This is a genomic window from Robertkochia solimangrovi (assembly GCF_007279655.1).
In the GTDB taxonomy this organism is placed as follows: Bacteria; Bacteroidota; Bacteroidia; order Flavobacteriales; family Flavobacteriaceae; genus Robertkochia; species Robertkochia solimangrovi.
Genome location: NZ_QKWN01000009.1, coordinates 53,839 through 68,643, shown reverse-complemented (window position 1 = coordinate 68,643; position 14,805 = coordinate 53,839). Strand labels below are relative to the sequence as shown.

Here is a 14,805-nt window from a genome sequence, read left to right as displayed (position 1 = left end):
ACCCTCTTTTTAATCCATAGTAAATATAGATCAAATGCACTCTAAAGTTAACGAAATAAAAATATCCTATCTGTTAAAACGCAATATAAATCTTGCGCCAAGGATTGGATTTTCTGGCGATGCAGCCGATATCCTTTTTGAGTTTTGGGATACTAAGACCATTGCCCTTCAGGAATCCTTTTATATCATCCTGCTCAATAACTCCAATCGCATAAAAGGGATTTACAGACATTCCAAAGGTGGAATCACCGGAACCTTAGTCGATATCCGAATCATTCTGGCAGTGGCTTTAAAATCCCTGTCAACCGGCATCATTCTAGCCCATAACCACCCCAGTGGAAAACTCGAACCCTCACAGGCGGATAAAAATCTTACTGATAAGATCAAACAAGCCTGTAGCTATTTAGATCTTGCCATGCTCGATCATATCATTCTAGCCCCCAATGGTAACTACTACTCCTTTGCTGATAATGGACTCCTTTAGAAGAAAATCGAAGTATTCCCCCCATCTTCGATTTTCAAACTAAAAAGGTTAACCCAGACAAATCCCACTAAATTGGATCAAACTATAGGATTATTAAGAATTACACCTGTCAAATACTACCAAATAAGCCCGTTTATTATGATGGGCTTTTGGTGTGATCTTTAGCCTGGAATTTGTATCTTATAAGCTATAATACAACGCAATTTTTGGTCATTACTCCCGATGAAAATCGGAACTGATTTGACTTTCCTTTAATGACCAAATCACTGAATTAAAATAGTGCATCCCATCTGATGAATACCGGTGGGGTGTATGGAATTTTTGTCCCTGCGGGACGAAATGGAATAGCAAGAGGGCAACGCGCTGACGCCGCGTTGCCGTTTATCCATGTAGAGCAATCCCTTGTATAGCGCGGGATTGGGCGATTTATAGGTTTTTAGAATCCTTCTGTATTTACAGTAAAACCACCCGCAGACCCCATAAACAGGCAAATTTTTACAGTAAAAATGAAAGATAGCTATCAAAAATATCGGTTTTCAGGCATCAGTATCAAAAAGGATATTGCGGATCGTTTTCGAAAATATTCTGGTGAGATCTCCAAATCGCATACAGAAACCCTGGAGGCTATGCTTAACTTTTTTAAATGGAATCAGCTATCGCCTTATGAAAATCTGGGTGTGCGTTTTGACAGTACCAAAAAACGTATCAATGCCCTGATCGCCATCATTAAAAACATTGAAAAACAGCAGACCCTCCCTACCAAAGCCATGCTCGACACCCTCTTTCAACAGATCAATCAAATGGAGGATAACGAAGAGAATCAGCGGTCCTTTGACTTTGACAGCGATGAAAACTTTGATTTTGAGCCGGCAGAAGCCTTTACCCGGGATTCAGAATTGGAACTGTATCAAAACCGCTATGAACAATTAAAACAGCAACTCAGCAGCTATCATCATACGGTGGCTGATCTGCTCGATAAAATCAGTTACGTAAAGAACTCCTTTGGAAAGGACTACCACAAACTCGTTATGGATAAAAATGAATTTGAAAACTTTAAAAAACAACTCGATCATGTATATCACCATTACCGCCCAGAAAGTTGAAGGTACCTATGCACAAAGTGCGGCTCATTTTATTGCCTATTTGGAAAAAGAAAACCTGGATAAACCTATCCCGGAATTGGAACATTTCTTTAATCAGTATCAGGATGATATTACTCCTGAAGAAGTCATTCAGCAAATTGACAGTAATACTGCCAAGCTTAAACGCTCCGAACCGAAATTCTATTCCATCACCCTAAATCCCAGTCAGCGCGAACTCAAAGCTGTAAATCGTCAGCAAAAAGTGTACACTCCTAATTTAAAAATAAGCTAGCGTTATTAATAATGTAAATTTAATTATAGGAACACTAAAAAAGGAAATCAGCTTTAGGAGGTATAATGTAACCTGCTGAATTAATAAAGTTTAAAATGGATCCACTTCGTGAGATTTCAAATAGAACTAATCTTGGTTATCTAAATCCCATTATTTTTAAATATAATCCTCTTCATGGAACTATTATTAGTGACCAATTTGGGCGTTGTATGTTTAGGGATGAAGATTTTCAAATTATTTATATAAAAAAATGGAGTAAAGAATTGGAAAATAAAATTGTATCATATTTTTTATTGTCTAAGTCAATATCTTATTTTTAAATTTTTAAACGCAATACGTCAACCATACAACGCAGATTTACAAGAATTGAAATGTTAAGGATATTCTCTTTTCATTATGATACCGCAGATTGCAATAGATAAATAATCTAAAATTTTATTGACGATCTTAACCCCAGAAAAACTGCTGTATCAGCATTTTTCAGGATTGGTTTTGTTATCTGAATATCTCCACCAATTGAAAACCAGTTATTAATCCAGTACTGATAAAATGTTTCTAAGTTTAATTCGTCCCGAAGGGGAATATTAATGGCCGCAGCCTCGTCATCAATTATACTACTTAGTGAATAGTCATAAAATGCAATTCCCCATTTATCAAGAGGCCTGTTGTTAAAGAAACTGTTTCCGCCTATTCCTACAAAAAAGCTAAAATCTACGGGGTTCGGATTTCCGTCAGAAATGCTTATCTGTCCAAATATCCCCCAATCCTTTTCGCTGTTTAATGGATGATTAAAACTATAACTACCAAAATACCTGTTTTTTTTATCTGATAGGGGCACATCAACCGGAGGATTTAGATCTCCTAAATTATACAAATTATTACCATCCTGAGTGCTGTACGCTAAACGAATTGCATGATTCCCCACAGAATTTCCTATTTTAACCTTCCAGCCAGGGGATACAGATAAAACCACACCCTGATTGAAAGGAGCATCAAATCCGGATTTCCCCACCACACTTACAGGATCATATACCATGAAGGTCCATTTTAATTTTTCACTGGAAATGTTGGCAATAGCCCCAAAAATATAGGGTGGTGTAATTCCTGAAACGGGTGCAGCATAACCCAGATTCCAAAAGGCATCCAAACCGGCTCCACCACTGTATATAGTTCCGGAAGCCATATCGACCATGTTTATCTTACCAAACAGAACCTGATTTCCGGGTTTCCAGGCATACAACAAAAAGACACTGCTTATATCAAACCTGGATCCATTGACATATCCGGGAAAGGTAATCACAGTATTTTTTGGAATTAATACCTCGCCGGAGAAATCAAGAGCATTACCAAAATTGTATTCGAATTTGGTTACCAATGTCCATTTTTCAAGTCCGATTTTTTTACCGTTTAATTTTACATCCAATTGTGCTTTTCCATTAAAAACACTTTCTTTAGAACCGGTTCCGGCTACGAAATTGTGATTAAAAACGGTAAGGCGGGGATTGAGATAGACACCCGATTGATTCATAGAATCCCGGACTCCTCCCCAGTTCCCTGTTAAATATTGATTTGAGGAATCCTGGGCTTTTACCTGGAAAGTCATGAAAAAGCAGCATACTAAGAATAGGACCAAATACTTCATAGAATTTAGTTTAGTTTATAAACTGATTCCCCATCCTTTACAGTTTCAACGATTTTAATATCATGGATTTCCATTGGATCTATTTTGATTGGATTTTTATCTAAAATCACGAAATCGGCTATTTTCCCTTCTTTTAAACTCCCTTTACTGTCTTCTTCGAAGTTTTGGTAGGCTCCCCAAATGGTCATTGTTTTTAAGCCTTCATAAGGTGTGATACGTTGATCGGGCCCCAGTATATAACCTGTGCGGGTAACTCTGTTTACAGTTGCATCCAAAACTCGCATGGAATTTGGGAAAACCACCGGAGCATCGTGATGAGATGTCAGATTTATACCGGCATCTATAACGTCACGACAGGGTGAAATATAACTAGCTCTTGGTTCACCCAGAACAGATTCCCTGTGCCAGTCACCCCAGTAAAATGTATGCATTGGAAATAGTGAACAATACATGCCCAGTTCTTTTACATGTGGAATTTGATCTTTTCGAAGCGTCTGACCATGGATAATGGTTGATCTGTGGTCGGGGTTAGGGTATTTTTTAGAAGCTAAGGAAACAGCATTGATATATTGATCAATTGCAGCGTCACCATTTGTATGGCATATAATTGGCCATTTATTTTTAAAAGCTTCCTCCAGATAGGCATTGGCTTTGTCATCATCCATAATGGGAAAACCTTTGTAACATCCTTCCTGTCCGGGTGGATTTACAAAATAACATTCTGTTAACCAGGCTGTTTTTCCTTGTGGGGATCCATCCAAGGTTAATTTCACCCCACCAACCCTGTAGTGATTTTTAAAAGTTTTACCATAGAATGCCGTATCCATAGTAAAACCTTTTTCATCAATATCTGGATAAGAGACGATATCGAGATAAAACAAATTATTATTGGCTGCATCCCGAAAAATTTTGGACTGGTCGGAGGTGGTACGCCCATCCTGGACTGTGGTATATCCGTTACTTGCATATTCATCCTGAGATTTTTTAATACAGCGAATGGAGTATTCGGGGGTGGCTTTTCCTAATAAAGGGAAAAGTACATTGTATAAGGCTTTTTCCTCCAGAACACCATTAGGAGTGCCATCTGGATTTCTTCTGATATGACCTCCTTCCGGATCTGGGGTGTCCTTGGTGTACCCTGCCATTTCCAAAGCTTTAGTGTTCAATACCCCTAAATGTTCAGATTGATGAATCAACATTACCGGAAATTCAGAACTTATCTTGTCCAGATCGGTTGCCTTTGGATGATCCTTTTCCTCTAGCTGAGAATCGTCATATCCATGTCCGATTAAATAACCAAATGTCTCAAAAACAAATTTTCCATCATCGGTTTCTTTCCATTCGTTCATAGTTTCTATTACCGATTGAACATTGTGACACGGACCATCAGGAGGGGGGAGTAAATTTGCTACCTGTCTCGCAAAACCTACATTGTAGAAGTGTCCATGGCCATCTACAAAACCGGGAACCATCGTTTTACCTGAGAGGTCTACTTCGTTGGCTTTGTATTTAGACATTGCTTCTTCTTTGGTTCCAACAAAAACAATTTTTCCATTTTCTGATACTACTGCTTCAACATATTGAGGTTGGTCCCCCTCCATTGTCAAAATATCCCCACCGAAATAAATGGTTTGATTGGAATTATTAGGTTCATCAGAGGTGGTAACCTTTTCGTCCTTGCTTTTGCAAGACACAAGTATTAAGACTAAAAAGGCAATTGAAAACAGATTTTTCATAATGATTCTGATTTTAGATGATAATGTAAAATTTACAATTCTATATATGAATTGTCTCCAAGCAGTAAGATACTAAAAATCAATTACATAGGCATTAAATAATGAGGAGATATTTAGCTTTATTTATTACTGGTTTAATGTGCAGATCAATTATAATTGAGTAAAGAAAATTGACCAGAATATTTTAGGGAGAACTGATAATATTTTAGAACAAAGAGCAATTATTAAACGACAAACCTTAGCTAAAAGAAGACAGTTGTATCAACAAGAAAAAATGTTATTTTTATAATCTTAGTGCTAGCTTAGATTTGAATCTAAAGGGTCCAAATTAGTACCATTATTTAATCCTTTCACCTATTCTGTTTTAAAATTTATATTTGGAAAATATGCAAATAGAATTATAAATATAATAGTTGCTATATTAGAACTATTACTAGCCTACGGCATTTTATTCAAACTTTAAAGTTTGAATAAAATCACCATCCTCATTAAATAATATCCATTTTCCAATTCTTTTATTATCTTGATAATAACCTTGTTGTTCTATTTTTCCATTTTCATATATTTACCTTTAAAAAGTACAAAGTTTCAAGCAACTTTTATACGTTCTGATCATTTTGTGAGTTAATCGTGAGTTCAACAAGAAGAATTCGTGTAAAGCCTAGTAATAATAAGGGGTTTCAAGGCATGGCGAGAGTCCTGCCACCCCGACCAAGAAAAGCCCCCACTACAGGATCACGAGTGAAGCGAGTAATCTCCAAGCATCTCTTGTTTTGCCTTTTTACCCTATCCTTAAGTGAAGTCAAAACAAGGGATTTTAAATGGTCCTGTGGCTTGTTTGACACCCTACTCCTATCAAATACGTTCGAAGAAAATAAACGCCTGAAATGGGTAAATAACGGGGTAATGAAATACCATAATACGACCGCCCCTATTTAACCCAACGGGAACTGGAAATCATTGAAACCACAGAATTCAAAATCGACCGACTGGAACGCATCAAGGATTGTTTTCTTTTTTCCTGTTATACCGGCTTGTCTTATGTAGATGCTAAAGAACTCACCAAAGACTACCTGATACGAGGTATCGACAACAGAATCTGGTTATTCACCAAAAGAGAAAAGACCCAAGAACTGGTAAAGATCCCCCTCCTACCCAAAACCTGGGAGATTCTGGAAAAATATCTGGACAGTCCGGAAAATGCAATAAACGGAAAAATACTCCCCATCTGTTCCAATCAAAAGACCAATGAATACATCCGAGAAATTGCGGAATTCTACAGCATCAGGAAACACCTGACCTTTCATGTAGCCAGGCACACTTTTGCAACTACGGTGATGCTTACCAACGGAGTGCCAATTGAAACGGTTTCAAAGCTACTGGGACATACGAAGCTCTCTACCACACAAATCTATGCTAGGGTGATTGATACCAAGATCAGTTAAGATATGGATAATTTGATGAAGCGGATTGAAGGGAAGAATGGGAAGGTTGTTATAAAGTAGGTTTTAAATTTCTAGTAAGCGAATAATGCTTTTCTAAGGGGCTGTAGTAACATATTGGTTTTCTATTCCGTCGGCAAATATCCGTTTTCTAATTTTTCAATGAGTTCGGTTATTTTGCCAAACGCTTTTTTAGTCATATCAATAATTATAATTTCGTCAATATCTGTTTCGTAATTAAAGGTAAGATTTAGTCCGAACCAAATTCCGTTTTCAAAATCTTCCTCTCCAACAGTCATTATTACGTGATTTGGCAGATAATAGTCGTCAATATCAACATCACGAAATTCAATTTCCTCGTCAGCCATATCATGGATCAAGTCAGCTTGTTTTCCAACTCCACATATATAACCAACATTTCGGTCAATTGATTTTCTTATTATTTCATCAAAGTAATATGTATGTTTTTCGTCCGCAATTATAATCAGACACCAATGGTCGGTAGGAAAATCCGAAATCCAATTTTTTGTGGTATCAAATTCCACAAAGTTTATTGTTCTATCTGTTATGTCAGTTACGATCTTTCTCAACTTGCAGGTAACGAGAGACTGCGCAGCAACCTCGTTTTAGATTAAAAATAAGTGTTTCGTCTGGATTTAAGGGAGTATTACAGACGTTTTAATGAATTTTCTTTCTGATAGCATCTGTTTTTAATAAATGGGGGTATTTAATAACTAAGTATACTAACATACTATAAGGGTAAAAATCAATTTAGAACCGCCGTATACGAGACCAACTATAAAAAAATGCTCCAATAACAGTTCTCTAGATTCCTGAAAAACAACCCTCCAAAATAAAGCAATCCCCATAGAAAGTCAAAAAGTAATCGAAAGACACCAGAACCCGGTTCAGTCAATCCCGACAGAAATCGGGATCTTCATGTTTGGCCGTAACGACCACACGAAGACTTAGTTATTACCACCAGTTTTTTAATCGTATTTCGTTTTTTTCTTAAAATCAGATTCTTTAAAATTCCTTTTAATAAAGTTGTATCCTAAATCATATGTTATTGATTTTTGGTCTTTAAATGAAAACTTAAATAATTTGCCATCTGATTCAATTTTATCCAATTCATATTGGTGTTTTCTTTTTTCGTTTGGGTCAGCTCCCCAATATGTGTAGTTACCTCTAAGGCCTATGTTATATTTAGAATCAAATTTTGTGTTAACTATTTTAGAGTCTTTTATTTCTGTCCATAAAAAGAAGCTTTCTGATTTTTCTAATCGTAATATTTGTGAATCTTTTTCGAAAGTATAGTAATGAAGTTTTGGGTAAAATGGTTCGTCATTTGCTAAACTATCAAGTTCAACTTGTGTGTATAAATTTTGAATAGGAACATATGCCCAAATTAATTCTTTTGGACCTGCATTTCCATAATCGTGAATCGTTTTGATTATTTGCCCATTTTTAACAAATGTTATTGTAATACTTTCGTCATCTGTGTGTCCAACTGCGTAATCACTTTTTAAGCTCTCAATATTTGCTTTTGCAAACTTTGAAAATATATAATCAGTCTTAATACTATCAATTATGGATTCATAAAACCCTAATGGTTTTACATAGCCTTCTCCCTGAAAATATATTTTGTTGTTATTATTTATTGAAATGTCGATTATTGGGCAAGAACCATAACAACCAGAACTTGAGAATATAATTTGGTCAAATGAGTTGCTTTTTTTCTCTTTTATTCTTTGAAGTTTTATGAAAGTTGAGTCATTTCTTGTAAGAATTAAAGTATCAGTTAATTGTTTCTTTATTCTCCATTTAAAATCCCAATTTTCATTAAATGGATTTAGAACAAAAATACTATCGTTTTTAACTTTATAGTCAGTAAATGTTCCTTTGTAATTCAGTTGTCGTTTTCCTGTAACCGAATCTTGGTCATATCTTTGAAATCCATTAAAAAATTCAATTTTATCTTCTGTAAATCCAATACCAAAAGGTCTGTTAAAACCTGGTGGTGGTGGTGGATAATCATTATCCTCTACTTTTTCAATTTTACTCCATTCTCCGATTAGATTATTTTCGGTGCTTTTTTTCTCGGTTTCACAACCTAAAATTAGTGGAATAAAAATAAGATATATGAATTTCAGCTTCGTCATTTTCTCAAATTGGTGGTAACGGGAGTCTGCGCAGCAACCTCATTTTGGACTAAAAATAAGTGTTTCGTTTGGATTTAAGGAAGTATTGCAAACGTTTTAAAGAATTTTCTTTCTACACTGTCTATATTTTTCAAAACGTTTAGAGTGCTTAAAATGTGCTTAATTGACTTATTTATAGCTGTATTTTCAAGGAAAAGATCTTTGAACCTTTCTTTTATTCTTTGTGGTCCCCAAAAGCTAAAAGTCTTTTAAGATTATAGCACATCATGATAAGTTTTACTTCAGTAAGTGCGTGTTATTTCCCCTTTACCAAGGTGGAACTAAAATCCCATTGTCTTTTTAATGTTCCAAACTGGTGTTCAGTAATTTGTTGCCTTAGTCTATAATATTCCGGGTTATTCAAAACCCTTTGTTGGTTGCTGTCAAGGTCTTCCTGATAAATCGATCTTTCAATGAAGTGACCATTTTTGTTTCTGGTACAGAGTACTCTGAGATGACAGTTTTTGCAGGCCTGTCTGTTTTTATAGTGTTTGACTAAATGTCCTGCCTTATATGCTCCTTTAACAGTATGTCATGTTCCTTAAAAACAACCTACCAACACAAACCAATCCCCATAGAAAGTCAAAAAGTAGTAGAATGACATCAAAATCCGGTTCAGTCAATCCCGACAGAAACCGGGATCTTCATGTTTGGCCGTAAAGACTATGTGAAGACTTAGTTATTTTGCAACGTTTGTTTTCCTTTTAATTAATTTTTCACCAAAATAAAGTACCGTTAAGGATAAGAATAAACATGGAAATAGTCCCGTTTTAAATCCAATAATAAATCCATGCAGATAATATATAAACAGAAAGTAAAATAGGTAGCCCAAACCAAACTTAACCAGTCTTTCAGTTCCTGTCATTTTTTGTGTCCAGTATACGATGAAAAATGGGAGTAGAATACTTACTAAAATGCCACCAAATAAGCTATTCCAATTCGCATTAGAATCGAGGGTCAGAAATCCGATAATACCCATTAAAATGAAATTGAGGATTAAAAGAAATAGCCATTCGATTATTCTGGCACCTGTATTTTTCCTTTTATCCATAATGTTATTTTCGGCTAATTCTGTTATATCAATTTCTAATGCTTTACAAATTAGTTTCAATGTATTACCTCGAGGTTCATTTTGGTTATTTTCCATTCGTTGAATAGTTCTTAGGTTGACATTCGATTTCTCAGCCAACTCTTCTTGAGTAAGACCTTGTTTTTTCCTTAATTCGATGATTTTATTTACAATTAAATTCATGTCGCTACAATTTTAATTAGAGGTCCAAAATATATTTTTAGTGGAAATAGGCGGGTGACTTTGAATAGACATTTATGTGACATTTCATTTGTCCTATAATTGTCAAGGGAAATTTCATAATGGTTCACAACGCTCCGGTGTATGAGCCATTGCCTATACGGTTCGAAAACTGTGCTAACTTCTGGCTAGATTCCTATTCACCAATTAAAGTAAGAAAATATTAAAATAATTGTTGGGGACTGCAAGTTACAGATAAGTATATAGTAGCAGTTCCTGAAAAACACCCCTTCAACACAAAGCTAATGCCCATAGAAAGTCAAAAAGTAGTAGAATGACACCAAAATCCGGTTCAGTCAATCCCGACAGAAATCGGGATCTTCATGTTTGGCCGTACCGATCACTCGAAGACATGGTTATTGTGTGCAGGCTTTTATTATTCAGTCGTCTTAAATTCAATCAAATACGGGATTAAAGGAATTCCTTCCGTATTTCTAAATCCAGAACCAACAACTATTTGATATTTTTTTGATGGCTCTAATTTTTCTATGCCAAAACTTACGGATTTTCTGTCTTCTGAAAAACCTTGAAAATCTTTAATTCTAATAACATTTTCTTCTCCAAGAGGACCTAATTGAAAATTACGAAAACGTGAATCCATTTTTTGAGAAAAATGAATTGTCAATACATCAATGTTTGTTGGTACGTTGGTGCTTTTGTTTTGAATATTATCTACACTTTCAACTTTAGGTCTGCTTTTTTCAAATACTTCTTTATATGAGTTTAAAGGTTTGCCAAAATACTCTGATTTTTCTACAAATTTGATTATTTCACGTTCATTATTGTAATCAAGTTCTATCATTTCCTCAATTGCTTGTTGTTTGTCCGTTGATATGTTGTAATAATCTTCACAAATCCTATAACCAACGTAGTATGCCAAATCACGCATTCCAAACTCATTATCCGAACTGTTCCAAATCCAGTTGTATAGATTTGGTGAGAATATTTCCAATTCAAATTTGGCTTTAATTTTAGCATCGTTATTTCTGCCAAATTCAATTTGCGGGTTTGGCGACTTTGTTTCCAATGCCTTTTCAGCAACGAACTCTGCAACGCCTTCCAAAACAGTTTGTGCTAATAAGCTATTTCCAATAGTTGTTTTTTGTTGTGTGTGAACGTATTCGTGAATATTTAAGAATACAATGTTCTTGCTGGGTTCAGAATCAAAATAATTCCGTAAATGTGATAGATTTTCAGGAAATTCATTTGTTGGTGTTTCCTTATCTGCCAGAGCCAATTCCGAACCAATTAGAACTAAACTGTCTAAAGTGGTACCGTTTGTTCTTAAAGCGCCAATCGTAAAATATATTTTAGCAGGTTTTATGTTGGGGTAAATTTCTTTTAAGTTTTTAATTCCTTTCTCCAATTCGGAACTGTATTGGTCTGCTTTCAACGTATTTTCTCTAATTGAAGTCCAAAATTTAGGATAATTATTGATTGCAGAAATGTACTCTTGGGACGTATAATTTCTTGCTCGTCGGATTGCTATTAATCCTTCAGTTCCTTTTTTAAGATACAGACTGTCGAGATATTTGTTTTGCAAAATCGAATCTTGTGTCGAAGTAATTTTATCGTAGGCTTCCCAAAAGTTTTTTATATCTGACGTAACAATATTCGAACTTTGTTTTTGGGTTTGACAACTTGTAAAGATTAAGGCAATGGTTAAGAACGTAATAATTTTATTCATTGTTTGGTGTTCGTTTTTCAGCATTCAGACAACTTGATTATATGCTGAACTTTATTGGGCATATACCGCCCATTTGGTTGGCAATACCCACGTTTTGCAAGTTATTTTTCAGTATAGTTTCCATATTATATTTTCTCAGTGTGCAATGTAAATATAATTAAAGGCCTTCAAATGGGTTGGAGATATTTTTTATTGCATTTTCGGCTACGTGGGTATAGATCATGGTGATCTTAGGATTATTGAGTCCCAAAAGTTCTTGGATATAACGGATATCGGTTCCACTTTCTAAAAAATGTATAGCAAAACGGAGTCTTAGCGTGTGAAGCGTAATCTTTTTCAGAATTCCCGAACTTAGAACAGCTATTCCTTATATCCCACAAAATATAAATTCCATAGAAATATTTACGGATTGCAATATGTTAAATTGGGGATTAACATTAAACTTCATAAAATCACCTGGAACACAAAACAATGTAGCTGACTATCCGTGTAGATGACATCGGTTAGCAATTGACCAGATCAATTATAACTTATAATCATACAGATGCCGGTGACACTCAAATTGAATTGATCACATATAGGATGCTGAGCAAGTTAAATAGTATTGATTTAAAGATGAATCAAAGCTTCATCCATAAATCAACACGCTTAAAAAAAAGATGATGAAGTAGTTGAAAATTAAAATATTAACTTTGGAGAAAGCGACTAATGCTTTTCATAGGATACATTGTTGGCAACTGGCTTTATTCCATTAACATTAATTCTTTAAAATTTAATTCAAATTCTTTTTCCAAGAACTCAATTGTTTTTGGTTGTCCTTGCAAAGAAGCTTTGATTAATTGTGAAGAAAAAAGTCCGTTTTTGGATTTCCATTTTGCATCTTTTTTGTCAACTGTTTTTATCCAATCGATTTTAACTGGAAATTCAGAGTTTTCGTTATGACTATTGTCATAAATGTCTAAAACTTTTAGGTCATAACTGCTTAAAAGTCGGTTGTCAATTTTAAACTCATTTACTCTAACAGCTTTTTTGGCAACTCTACCAATTCCTACATATCCATAACCTTTCAAATATGCTGCAACTAAATCTCCTTCTTCTAATGTTTTTATTGGGTCGCTATATTTTGGGTGTTGTCCGGCGGACAGAAAACCATACCTTTTACAGTCTTCCCAACATCTGTGAATTCCCTCTCCAACATTTATGTAATAAAGCCCGTTTTTGAAATCAAAGTGAGCTAAATCAAGGTGTAAAGTATCGTGTGGTCTAAACTTTTCTGCGAAATGTCCTGAAGATAAGTTGGTCAAATTTTTCCCTAATTTCCAAATGAGTGTTTTTTCAATTAAGAATGCTTGTTTTTCAGTCAAGTCTTTTGCAATTACTTTTATAATTGGATTTAAACCTGCCTTTTGGATGTCTTTAATTCTTTTAGTTTTTTCTGTATCTGAAGAGTCCGTTAAATGGGTAGATTTTCTATTTCCTTTTCCCTTACCAAAATAAAATTCCTCAAAATTTCTTGGGTCAATGTAAACGTAAACGTAATATTCAGGTAAATTTTGATTCAATTGATTTATGTTTTTTCAGCTTGTTGCCAGCGGTTGGGCTATGAGTAATTGCGTGGTTTAGCGATTAACTTTACAAGCCTGCCTGTCGGCAGACAGGTACACACCAAACTGAAAATCCTCGCGGAATTTCAGAAGTAGGCGAGAACAAGCAATTACTTATAGGAGCCATTATTGGCATTAGTTTTTTTAATCTGTTCAATTTCAACTGTATTTGTATTTAAATCTACATTTGCATTGTATTTGGCAACTGATTTTCCAAAGTATTTATCTTTTTCAGTGGTATATATTAACCAAACATAAATTCCATTGTCCTTCTTATATTTCAATTCTGCGTATGAGTCAGATTCAGAGTTTTTTAATTTGTCAATCGTTTTTTGAACTTCTTTATTTGAGTCAACAATCTTTTGAGCGGTCATAATATTTTTCATTTCCGCAATGACTTGTTTTTTGAATTCTTTTTGAGAGTCGGTATTTTTAATTTGGTCAAGTTCTTTCCATAATTCGGTATTTTTTGCATCAGCACTGTCCTTAACTCTATGTTCCACAGTTGTTCCCGCAACACTGTAAATTTCAATATTCCATTTGTCGCCAACAAATTCCATTGCTTTTGAGTAGTGCAATCTATTCGTTCCGTATGTTAATAGTCGATATTTATATTCTTTCCCTTGAGAAAAAGAAGTAATGCTAAAAAGCATAAAAATCGATATGTAAATTGTCTTTTTCAAATTAATGCCAATGTTGTGCCTAGTTTTTTATCCATTCCAAGTCAAGTACGTCGCGTAATCTATTCAGACTTTCTCTCGATAAAAACTTAAAAACAAGACCGATAAATGCATACCTAATTATTAAAATTTGTCCAATCATTACTAAAATCAGAATAGCTGAGTATTCTTGAGCTTTTGTCAAAGTCAAAGCAATCAGTCCGATTATTGGAAAGCAAAGTAATAAACTCAATAATATTCTAAAAACCTTATGTATTTCCACTTTCACATTTCCTTTATCAGACTCTATTGCTCCAGTCATTACGCAAAATGCTCCTTTTCCAATTGCAGATGATATTATTTTAAATTCATTTTCCATAATAATTCCACGAAATGATTTATCGGTATGTTGAGAAGTCAGATTTTCAGACTTTTCAGTTCTTCTAATCAGTCGATTCAACGTTTCAGCTTGGTCGTCTATTAGCTTAAATTTCAGCTCTTTTGTTGGGAATATTTTCATTTCTCAAATTAGGTACAACATTTAATATATGGCAAGTTGAGCATTAGAAATGTGATAAACTTTCAAGTTTGCACTGAGCCAAAGCGTTGTATTTTGTTTTTATCTTATTCATTTTTAAAATCCAAATCAGCGATTTGGCGGTGTGGG

General features: G+C 34.7%; 14 protein-coding genes and 1 pseudogene. 4 read left to right on the top strand and 11 right to left on the bottom strand.

Features of this window, described 5'->3' with window-relative positions; genetic code table 11:
* Nucleotides 1-34: 34 nt before the first annotated feature.
* The 3 genes from DMZ48_RS13160 (at nucleotide 35) to DMZ48_RS13150 (ending at nucleotide 1,858) form a co-directional block, all read left to right on the top strand.
* Nucleotides 35-484: a JAB domain-containing protein gene (locus tag DMZ48_RS13160; RefSeq protein ID WP_143955622.1), complete on the top strand. Its 450-nt coding sequence runs from the start codon at nucleotides 35-37 to the stop codon at nucleotides 482-484.
* A gap of 506 nt (nucleotides 485-990) precedes the next feature.
* The gene (locus DMZ48_RS13155) at nucleotides 991-1,587 is read left to right on the top strand and encodes a BfmA/BtgA family mobilization protein (protein ID WP_143955621.1); all 597 of its coding nucleotides are present in this window, start codon (nucleotides 991-993) and stop codon (nucleotides 1,585-1,587) included.
* Nucleotides 1,556-1,858 carry a DUF5712 family protein gene (locus DMZ48_RS13150; RefSeq protein ID WP_199287975.1) on the top strand — a complete coding sequence of 101 codons (303 nt, stop codon included), beginning with the start codon at nucleotides 1,556-1,558 and terminating at the stop codon, nucleotides 1,856-1,858. The genes DMZ48_RS13155 and DMZ48_RS13150 overlap by 32 nt, the downstream gene beginning before the upstream one ends.
* 427 nt (nucleotides 1,859-2,285) lie before the next feature.
* Here DMZ48_RS13150 and DMZ48_RS13145 read toward each other — a convergent pair whose 3' ends face one another.
* Entirely contained in the window at nucleotides 2,286-3,500 is a 1,215-nt protein-coding gene (locus tag DMZ48_RS13145) for a carbohydrate porin (RefSeq protein ID WP_143955620.1), read from the bottom strand.
* 5 nt (nucleotides 3,501-3,505) lie between these two features.
* The gene (locus DMZ48_RS13140; protein WP_242009203.1) at nucleotides 3,506-5,236 is read right to left on the bottom strand and encodes an amidohydrolase; all 1,731 of its coding nucleotides are present in this window, start codon (nucleotides 5,234-5,236) and stop codon (nucleotides 3,506-3,508) included.
* A gap of 1,034 nt (nucleotides 5,237-6,270) precedes the next feature.
* Here DMZ48_RS13140 and DMZ48_RS13135 point away from each other — a divergent pair.
* A complete protein-coding gene (locus DMZ48_RS13135; protein ID WP_242009202.1) occupies nucleotides 6,271-6,681 on the top strand; it encodes a site-specific integrase in 411 nt (136 codons plus the stop codon).
* A 122-nt stretch (nucleotides 6,682-6,803) separates the two neighbouring features.
* Here DMZ48_RS13135 and DMZ48_RS13130 read toward each other — a convergent pair whose 3' ends face one another.
* From DMZ48_RS13130 to DMZ48_RS13090, 9 genes and pseudogenes are all read right to left on the bottom strand, one after another.
* Nucleotides 6,804-7,223, bottom strand: a complete 420-nt coding sequence (locus DMZ48_RS13130; RefSeq protein ID WP_143955617.1) for a hypothetical protein — start codon at nucleotides 7,221-7,223, stop codon at nucleotides 6,804-6,806.
* A gap of 444 nt (nucleotides 7,224-7,667) precedes the next feature.
* Nucleotides 7,668-8,840, bottom strand: coding sequence for a DUF6438 domain-containing protein (locus DMZ48_RS13125; protein WP_143955616.1), 1,173 nt, complete (start codon nucleotides 8,838-8,840; stop codon nucleotides 7,668-7,670).
* A 295-nt stretch (nucleotides 8,841-9,135) separates the two neighbouring features.
* Nucleotides 9,136-9,360, bottom strand: a pseudogene (locus tag DMZ48_RS18900) (transposase); the annotation flags it as partial.
* Between the two features lie 198 nt (nucleotides 9,361-9,558).
* The gene (locus tag DMZ48_RS13115; RefSeq protein ID WP_143955615.1) at nucleotides 9,559-10,131 is read right to left on the bottom strand and encodes a helix-turn-helix domain-containing protein; all 573 of its coding nucleotides are present in this window, start codon (nucleotides 10,129-10,131) and stop codon (nucleotides 9,559-9,561) included.
* Between the two features lie 433 nt (nucleotides 10,132-10,564).
* Nucleotides 10,565-11,875: a gliding motility protein GldB-related protein gene (locus DMZ48_RS13110; protein ID WP_143955614.1), complete on the bottom strand. Its 1,311-nt coding sequence runs from the start codon at nucleotides 11,873-11,875 to the stop codon at nucleotides 10,565-10,567.
* 157 nt (nucleotides 11,876-12,032) lie between these two features.
* Nucleotides 12,033-12,218 (bottom strand): tyrosine-type recombinase/integrase, encoded by a 186-nt coding sequence (locus DMZ48_RS13105; RefSeq protein ID WP_338420310.1) that lies wholly within the window; start codon nucleotides 12,216-12,218, stop codon nucleotides 12,033-12,035.
* A gap of 400 nt (nucleotides 12,219-12,618) precedes the next feature.
* Nucleotides 12,619-13,437, bottom strand: a complete 819-nt coding sequence (locus DMZ48_RS13100; RefSeq protein WP_143955613.1) for a GIY-YIG nuclease family protein — start codon at nucleotides 13,435-13,437, stop codon at nucleotides 12,619-12,621.
* 152 nt (nucleotides 13,438-13,589) lie between these two features.
* Nucleotides 13,590-14,162 (bottom strand): hypothetical protein, encoded by a 573-nt coding sequence (locus tag DMZ48_RS13095; RefSeq protein WP_143955612.1) that lies wholly within the window; start codon nucleotides 14,160-14,162, stop codon nucleotides 13,590-13,592.
* 19 nt (nucleotides 14,163-14,181) lie between these two features.
* Nucleotides 14,182-14,658 carry a hypothetical protein gene (locus DMZ48_RS13090; protein ID WP_143955611.1) on the bottom strand — a complete coding sequence of 159 codons (477 nt, stop codon included), beginning with the start codon at nucleotides 14,656-14,658 and terminating at the stop codon, nucleotides 14,182-14,184.
* Nucleotides 14,659-14,805: the final 147 nt, after the last annotated feature.

Bases quoted from the DNA above. Each gene is read 5' to 3' on its own strand.
- DMZ48_RS13160 (WP_143955622.1), top strand. From the start codon at position 35: ATGCACTCTAAAGTTAACGAAATAAAAATATCCTATCTGTTAAAACGC.
- DMZ48_RS13155 (WP_143955621.1), top strand. From the start codon at position 991: ATGAAAGATAGCTATCAAAAATATCGGTTTTCAGGCATCAGTATCAAA.
- DMZ48_RS13150 (WP_199287975.1), top strand. From the start codon at position 1,556: ATGTATATCACCATTACCGCCCAGAAAGTTGAAGGTACCTATGCACAA.
- DMZ48_RS13145 (WP_143955620.1), bottom strand. From the start codon at position 3,500: ATGAAGTATTTGGTCCTATTCTTAGTATGCTGCTTTTTCATGACTTTC.
- DMZ48_RS13140 (WP_242009203.1), bottom strand. From the start codon at position 5,236: ATGAAAAATCTGTTTTCAATTGCCTTTTTAGTCTTAATACTTGTGTCT.
- DMZ48_RS13125 (WP_143955616.1), bottom strand. From the start codon at position 8,840: ATGACGAAGCTGAAATTCATATATCTTATTTTTATTCCACTAATTTTA.
- DMZ48_RS13115 (WP_143955615.1), bottom strand. From the start codon at position 10,131: ATGAATTTAATTGTAAATAAAATCATCGAATTAAGGAAAAAACAAGGT.
- DMZ48_RS13110 (WP_143955614.1), bottom strand. From the start codon at position 11,875: ATGAATAAAATTATTACGTTCTTAACCATTGCCTTAATCTTTACAAGT.
- DMZ48_RS13090 (WP_143955611.1), bottom strand. From the start codon at position 14,658: ATGAAAATATTCCCAACAAAAGAGCTGAAATTTAAGCTAATAGACGAC.